The following is a 7,885-nucleotide window of genomic DNA, read 5'->3' on the forward strand; positions in this document are numbered from 1 at the left end:
GAGGGTAAACCTTAGGTAAAAATACGTAAAGTGCGAACGATATCGATTATCATTACAGGGAGGAAAAATACAAGTCACTTAATGAAATAATTTCTCATTTGCGGAGTGGGAGACAGAATTAATGTATGGCCTTTATGGGACCTTGACCCTCTTCATCGCTATACGGGGCATTGGGCAATGAATGCTAAAAACAAAAAACCCGCCATTTTACGGGCGGGTTTGCAACAAAACTGAAAAATTACTTGGTGTTGTATTCTGCTTCAGCCGCGGCGAAGCGCGCCTGAGCTTCTTCTGACGGGCCGCTGCCGATCAGGCTGAACACTACAATCGCGATGCTGGCGAAGATGAATCCAGGGATAATTTCATACAGCTCGGTGTAACCGTAGTTCTTCCACAGCAGCACGGTCAGCGCACCAATCACCATACCGGCCAGCGCGCCGTTGCGCGTCATGCGCTTCCAGCACACACCGAACAACACCACCGGACCGAAGGCGGCACCGAAGCCTGCCCATGCATAGCTCACCAGGCCCAGCACGCGGTTTTCCGGATTTGCCGCTAACGCGATAGCTATCAGCGCAATCACCAGCACCATCAAACGGCCTACCCACACCAGCTCTTTCTGGCTGGCATTTTTACGCAGGAAGCCTTTATACAGGTCTTCGGTCAGGGCACTTGAACACACCAGCAGCTGACAGCTCAGCGTGGACATCACCGCCGCCAGAATCGCGGAAAGCAGAATACCGGCAATCCATGGATTGAACAGGATGCGCGCCAGTTCAATAAACACGCGCTCGCCATTCTGGCTGACGCCCGCCGCATGTTCAGGATGATTCTGGAAGTACGCGATGCCAAAGAAGCCCACCGCCACCGCACCGGCCAGGCACAAAATCATCCATGTCATACCGATGCGACGTGCTGCACGAATTGAACGATGGGAGTCTGCAGCCATAAAGCGCGCCAGGATATGTGGCTGACCAAAGTAGCCTAAGCCCCAACCGAGCAGTGAGATCACCGCGACAAAATTCAGCCCTTTCAGCATGTCGAGGTTTTCGAGGCTTTTCGCTTCAATGACCGCCAGGGAATCATCCAGACCGCCAACTGCAATAATCACAAACACCGGCGTCAGAATCAGCGCGAAGATCATCAGGCTGGCCTGAACGGTATCTGTCCAGCTCACCGCCAGGAAACCACCCACCAGCGTGTAAAGAATGGTGGCTGCCGCGCCGGCCCACAGCGCCGTCTGGTAATCCATACCAAAGGTGCTTTCAAACAGACGTGCACCAGCAACCACGCCAGATGCGCAGTAAATGGTGAAGAAGATGAGAATCACCACTGCGGAGATAACACGCAGCAGCTTACTTTTATCCTCGAAACGGCTGGAGAAGAAATCTGGCAGGGTTAAGGCATTGTCATGATGTTCGGTTTGCACACGCAGGCGGCCCGCGACAATTTTCCAGTTCAGCCACGCTCCAATGGTGAGGCCGATGGCAATCCAACTCTCAGAGATACCGGACAGGAAAATGGCACCTGGCAAGCCCATCAGCAGCCAGCCGCTCATATCCGATGCACCTGCGGACAAGGCGGTAACAACGCTGCCTAAACTGCGACCACCCAGAATATAGTCATCAAAACTTTTGGTTGAACGGTAGGCAATGAAACCGATTAGCACCATCCCGAGGATGTAAATTACAAAGGTCACCAACATCGGTGTACTTACACTCATACTCTCTCCACTTATTATGTAATCCATTAAGAGCAATCTTTTTTCCTGGGTTATCGGAACGGGATAACTCAGGGCTTTACCGCATCCAGAGAAAGCGATTCCTCTTAAGGCGCGGTATCCTGCCGCAAAGGGGCGGCGCGCACAATGCATTTAACACAGCTGTCACACTGGTTTCACCTGACTTCGATTTTTAAATGCCAATAGGTTGCACTCACTCACACTTTTAGTTGCACCCAAATCCATTTAAAACGTCGATGGTTAAGGTAGGTTGCAACCCTGGCGAGATTCTTGCAGCAAGTTTCATGCCGATTCATTCGGTTTTAACAACTCAGACAGTGAAAAACATGCAACTCAGGTCACATTTAACAAGGTTGCACAAAGTTGCAACTTAAGTGATAGTGCTGCCACGCTGGATTTGACGACATCATTTAAAGACGAGGAATTCATGGGAACCACTACCATGGGGGTGAAGCTGGATGAAGCCACCCGCGATCGCATTAAGTTGGCTGCAAACAAAATTGACCGCACACCACACTGGCTGATCAAGCAGGCGATTTTTAACTACCTCACGCAGTTAGAAGCGGGTGAATCCTTGCCTGAAATTCCCTTGCAACTGGCGGATGCCGCCAGCGAAGAAGGCACGCCAGACGAGGCTCTGCAACCTTTCCTCGACTTTGCGGAACACATTCTGCCGCAGTCGGTGACACGTTCTGCCATCACCGCGGCATGGCGTCGTCCTGAGACGGACGCGGTGCCGATGTTGCTGGAGCAGGCGCGTCTCCCTGCCCCACTGGCAGAAAAAACCCATCAACTCGCCTACAGTCTGGCGGAGAAATTGCGGCACCAAAAAGGTGCAACCGGACGCGCTGGCATGGTGCAAAGCCTGTTGCAGGAGTTCTCCCTCTCCTCACAGGAAGGCGTGGCATTGATGTGTCTGGCAGAAGCGCTGCTGCGTATTCCCGATAAGCCAACCCGAGATGCGCTGATCCGCGATAAAATCAGCAACGGCAACTGGCAATCACATCTGGGGCGCAGCCCGTCAATGTTTGTCAACGCGGCAACCTGGGGTCTGCTGTTTACCGGCCGTCTGGTTTCTACCCACAACGAAGCCAACCTGTCACGTTCACTGAACCGCATTATTGGTAAGAGCGGTGAGCCGCTGATCCGAAAAGGTGTGGATATGGCGATGCGCCTGATGGGCGAACAGTTTGTGACTGGTGAAACCATCGCTGAAGCGCTGGCCAACGCGCGCAAACTGGAAGAGAAAGGTTTCCGCTACTCTTACGACATGCTGGGTGAAGCCGCACTCACCGCCAGCGATGCCAAAGCTTACCTGGTCTCTTATCAGCAGGCGATTCACGCTATTGGTAAAGCCTCTAACGGCCGTGGCATTTATGAAGGCCCAGGCATTTCGATTAAGCTCTCCGCACTGCATCCGCGCTACAGTCGCGCGCAATATGAGCGCGTGATGGATGAGCTGTATCCGATCCTCAAATCACTGACCTTGCTGGCGCGCTCTTATGACATCGGCATCAATATTGATGCGGAAGAAGCGGATCGTCTGGAGCTGTCGCTCGATCTGCTGGAGAAGCTGTGCTTCGAGCCGGAGCTGGATGGCTGGAACGGTATCGGCTTTGTCATTCAGGCCTACCAGAAGCGCTGCCCGTTTGTTATTGATTCACTGATCGATCTGGCTCAGCGCAGCCGTCGTCGTCTGATGATCCGTCTGGTGAAAGGCGCGTATTGGGACAGTGAGATCAAACGCGCGCAGATCGATGGTCTGGAAGGCTATCCGGTTTACACGCGCAAGGTGTACACCGATATCTCCTATCTGGCATGCGCCCGCAAACTACTGGCGGTGCCGAACTTAATCTATCCGCAGTTTGCTACCCACAACGCCCATACGCTGGCGGCGATCTATCAGCTGGCAGGCAACAACTATTATCCTGGTCAGTATGAGTTCCAGTGCCTGCACGGCATGGGCGAACCGCTGTATGAGCAGGTGGTGGGCAAAGTGGCCGACGGCAAGCTCAACCGCCCTTGCCGTATTTATGCACCGGTCGGCACGCATGAAACCCTGCTCGCTTATCTGGTGCGTCGTTTGCTGGAGAATGGGGCCAATACCTCCTTCGTTAACCGTATCGCCGATAACAGCTTACCGCTGGACGAACTGGTGGCCGATCCGGTGACCGCCGTAGAAAAAATGGGCGTCAGCGAAGGTGCCGTTGGTTTACCGCATCCAAAAATACCGTTGCCGCGCGATCTCTACGGTGAGAATCGTGCTAACTCGGCGGGCCTCGACATGGCCAACGAACATCGTCTGGCATCGCTTTCCAGCGCCTTGCTGAACAGCGCCAGCCAGCCGTGGATCGCACAACCTTTGGTTGAGGCTGACCTCGGTGAAGGCATTAGCCGCCCGGTGCTCAACCCGTCAGCCCCTGGCGATGTGGTGGGCAGCGTACGTGACGCCACCGAAGCAGAAGTGTCAGAAGCGCTGGATGCGGCAGTCAATGCCGGTCCGATCTGGTTTGCTACTCCACCGCAAGAGCGTGCTGCCATCCTGGAACGTGCAGCGCAAGCAATGGAAGGCCAGTTGCAGCAGTTGATTGGTTTGCTGGTGCGTGAAGCGGGTAAAACCTATAACAATGCGATTGCCGAAGTGCGTGAGGCGGTGGATTTCCTCTATTACTACGCGGGTATGGTGCGTGACGATTTTGATAATGAAACCCATCGTCCGTTGGGACCGGTAGTGTGCATCAGCCCATGGAACTTCCCACTGGCGATCTTCACCGGTCAAATTGCTGCCGCGCTGGCAGCGGGTAATAGCGTGCTGGCGAAACCCGCCGAGCAAACGCCGCTCATTGCTGCGCAGGCGGTGCAGATTATGCTGGATGCCGGTGTCCCGGCGGGCGTGCTGCAACTGTTGCCAGGCCAGGGCGAGACCGTTGGCGCACAGCTGACTGGCGATGAACGTGTCCGTGGTGTGATGTTCACCGGTTCTACCGCTGTCGCTACTCTGCTACAACGCAACCTCGCCGGTCGTCTCGATCCACAAGGTCGCCCTACTCCGCTGATCGCCGAGACCGGTGGCATGAACGCGATGATCGTCGATTCATCTGCGCTAACAGAACAGGTGGTGGTGGATATCGTTGCCTCAGCGTTTGACAGTGCCGGTCAGCGCTGCTCGGCACTGCGCCTGCTATGCGTGCAGGATGATGTCGCAGAACACACCCTGAAAATGCTGCGCGGTGCGATGGCCGAGTGCCGCATGGGTAACCCGGAACGCCTCTCAACCGATATCGGTCCGGTGATTGATGCCGAAGCCAAAGGCAATATTGAGCGTCACATCCTGGCGATGCGTAACAAAGGCTTCACGGTGTATCAGGCAGCGCAGGAGAATCCGCAAGACAGCAAAGAGTGGAACAGCGGCACCTTTATCAAGCCAACGCTGATTGAGCTGGATCAGGTGAGCGATCTGGATAAAGAAGTCTTCGGTCCGGTGCTGCACGTGGTGCGTTTTGCGCGTAACAACCTACCGCAGCTTATCGATCAGATTAACGCGTCCGGTTACGGCCTGACGCTGGGCGTGCATACGCGCATCGATGAAACCATCGCGCAGGTCACCGCCGGTGCCAAGGTCGGTAACCTGTACGTCAACCGCAACATGGTCGGTGCGGTGGTAGGTGTGCAGCCGTTCGGCGGTGAAGGCTTATCAGGTACCGGTCCGAAAGCCGGTGGTCCACTCTATCTCTATCGCTTACTGGCGAACCGTCCAGACAGTGCACTGCTGAAAACCTTTAACCGTCAGGATGCGGAGCGTCCAGCAGACAGCAGCGTACGTGCTGAATTGATGAGTGCGCACCAGGCATTGTTGGCATGGGCGCAAGATAAGCCAGAACTGCTGGCACTGTGTCAGCGTTATGACGAACTGGCGCAGGCCGGTACCGTGCGCGTGTTACCAGGCCCAACGGGTGAACGCAATACCTTCACCCTGTTGCCGCGTGAGCATGTGCTGTGCCTGTCGGACAACGAGCAGGACGCACTGACGCAGTTGGCGGCAGTGACCAGCGTAGGCAGTAAGGCGCTGTGGCAGGACGATGAGTTGCATCGTGCGTTGCGGGCAAAACTGCCCGCAGCGGTACAGGCACACGTGGTGCTAGTGAAAGAGGCATTAGCGGCTGAGTTTGATGCAGTGATCTATCACGGCGATGCCGATCAGCTGCGTCATCTGTGCGAACAGGTGGCGGCGCGTGACGGTGCGATTGTGTCAGTGCAAGGCTTTGCGCGCGGTGAAACCAATCTGCTGCTGGAGCGTCTGTTGATTGAGCGTTCATTGAGCGTGAACACTGCAGCGGCGGGCGGGAATGCGAGTTTGATGACCATCGGTTGATAGCATCATCCACGAAAAATGATCAGGTGCGAATAAATGCGCACCTGACATGTAAGGTCGCCATTGATGGCGACCTTTTTTTAATTACGCCGCAGTCTTACCTCGCTTCATCCCAATCAGAGTCGGGAACACAAACAGCGACTGCCCCAACCCACGGTTAGTGAGGGACCACACCGCCACGGAACACAGCGAGCAAATTCCCACTATCGCTATCGGATAGAAACACGCCCACAGCACCGAGAACCACGCATAATCAAACAAGTGATGGCGTTGAGCGAACAAGATCGCTGACATGCCAAAGTACTCAATGAAAATACGATGGATAACGTATATCTGTAAGGTGTTACGCCCAATCCAGTTGAAGTAGGTCATTTTGAAGTGCGCATTGAGCCAGCGGCAGGCCGCCACGCTCGCCAACACTGCGATGACACACAGGAATAAGCTCTTATCCAGACCAAAGATGATGTGAATCCCCGAGACCGCCGCCAGCAAAGCCCATGGCACAATGTTCTCACGACGCCATTCACTCATCCGCAGCATCAGTGGGCTCCAGAACGCCCCCAGTAAGAAGAACAGGAAGTACTGAGCCACACTCTGTGGTCCCCAGTACGGAATGATCTTCTCCACCGCCAGATAGTTGAACACCACCGCCACCACCAGCAAGGCCACTTTCTGTTTGTGACATATCTTCGCGCACAAGAAGTACAGCGCTAGCCCATACAGATACCATGAGGTACTCATTGCCATAAACGTCAGCTTGAGGAACTCAAACAGTGAACCCGCGTAGGCCGCATTAAGGTTATGCGAGATACGTTGCCCGGTGATTTCCGTGGAGATGCCCACGATAGACCACCATTGAATAAAGCCCCACAAAATGTACAGATAGAACAGATTGGTAATACGACTGGTAAACACCTGCTTCCACGGGCGATTAAGAATCCCGTTGGTTGCCAACAGGCCAGAAACAAAGAAGAAGGCTGGCATACGCAGTGGAGATAAAACGGTATTAAACTGCACCCATATTTCTGCCGGGATCCAACCGGCCGTCAAATATTTCACCGTTCCTTCAAATCCGGGTAATACGGTGTGATACAACACCACCAGCAATATGCAGGCCCCCTTGAGGGTATTGACCCATGCAATATCTTCTTTCCTGGCGTTATTCATATGATTAACTCCCGCTGCTGTGTAGGTCTTTAAGGAGAAGTATGAGGAAATAAGCAATGAAGCATTTCTGGTTATTCAACAATTATTAAACAAGCATGACGGAGATGACTCTAGCGAAAGTCCTAAAAGTTTTTTTGTGGCCCTGATATAACAATACTTTACAGTTCCAAACATTAATCAAATGTTTAGCAGGCTAAGAATATTTGCCTTAAATTGAGTCGTTAAGCGTGACGAAAGCAGGAATGTATAGAGTGAAATCACTGCAGGAATTTAAGAACAATCCATTACTTCGACATCCAAATAATAATCAAATTATTTTCAGATAATTATTAAATGTGCCAAATGGATAAGCAGAGATATTCATGATGTGCTAAGAGGATATTCATATTCAGCGGAAATAGTTTAATTTCACTGATTTAATACGGGGGAGAATATTAATATAAGGTATGTCGGGCGGAACAAAGTGCGCATGAATGCGCACCCTACGTAAACTATGCACGATACTTGTAGATACCGTCTTGCCAGTTACCTGGCAAGACATATTTCTGCATCGAACGGGCGGCCTGATTTCAGCACTCCATAAGCCAGCTGCAGCAGCTTTTTCA

3 protein-coding genes are annotated in these 7,885 nt (G+C 53.1%); 1 reads left to right on the forward strand and 2 read right to left on the reverse strand.

What is annotated here, in order from left to right; all coding sequences use genetic code 11:
- Positions 1-238 precede the first annotated feature (238 nt).
- Complete coding sequence (putP, locus tag ACPUC8_RS02070; RefSeq protein WP_039331804.1) at positions 239-1,723, reverse strand: sodium/proline symporter PutP; 1,485 nt, start codon at positions 1,721-1,723, stop codon at positions 239-241.
- A 445-nt stretch (positions 1,724-2,168) separates the two neighbouring features.
- On the opposite strand from putP, the gene putA reads away from it, so the two are divergent.
- Entirely contained in the window at positions 2,169-6,113 is a 3,945-nt protein-coding gene (putA, locus tag ACPUC8_RS02075) for a trifunctional transcriptional regulator/proline dehydrogenase/L-glutamate gamma-semialdehyde dehydrogenase (protein ID WP_039331801.1), read from the forward strand.
- 84 nt (positions 6,114-6,197) lie between these two features.
- Here putA and ACPUC8_RS02080 read toward each other — a convergent pair whose 3' ends face one another.
- Positions 6,198-7,280 (reverse strand): acyltransferase family protein, encoded by a 1,083-nt coding sequence (locus ACPUC8_RS02080; RefSeq protein ID WP_039331800.1) that lies wholly within the window; start codon positions 7,278-7,280, stop codon positions 6,198-6,200.
- Between the last annotated feature and the right edge of the window lie 605 nt (positions 7,281-7,885).

This window comes from Pantoea sp. CFCC18177 (assembly GCF_059412425.1).

Coding starts and splice junctions, on each gene's coding strand:
- putP (WP_039331804.1), bottom strand. CDS start 1,723: ATGAGTGTAAGTACACCGATGTTGGTGACCTTTGTAATTTACATCCTC.
- putA (WP_039331801.1), top strand. CDS start 2,169: ATGGGAACCACTACCATGGGGGTGAAGCTGGATGAAGCCACCCGCGAT.
- ACPUC8_RS02080 (WP_039331800.1), bottom strand. CDS start 7,280: ATGAATAACGCCAGGAAAGAAGATATTGCATGGGTCAATACCCTCAAG.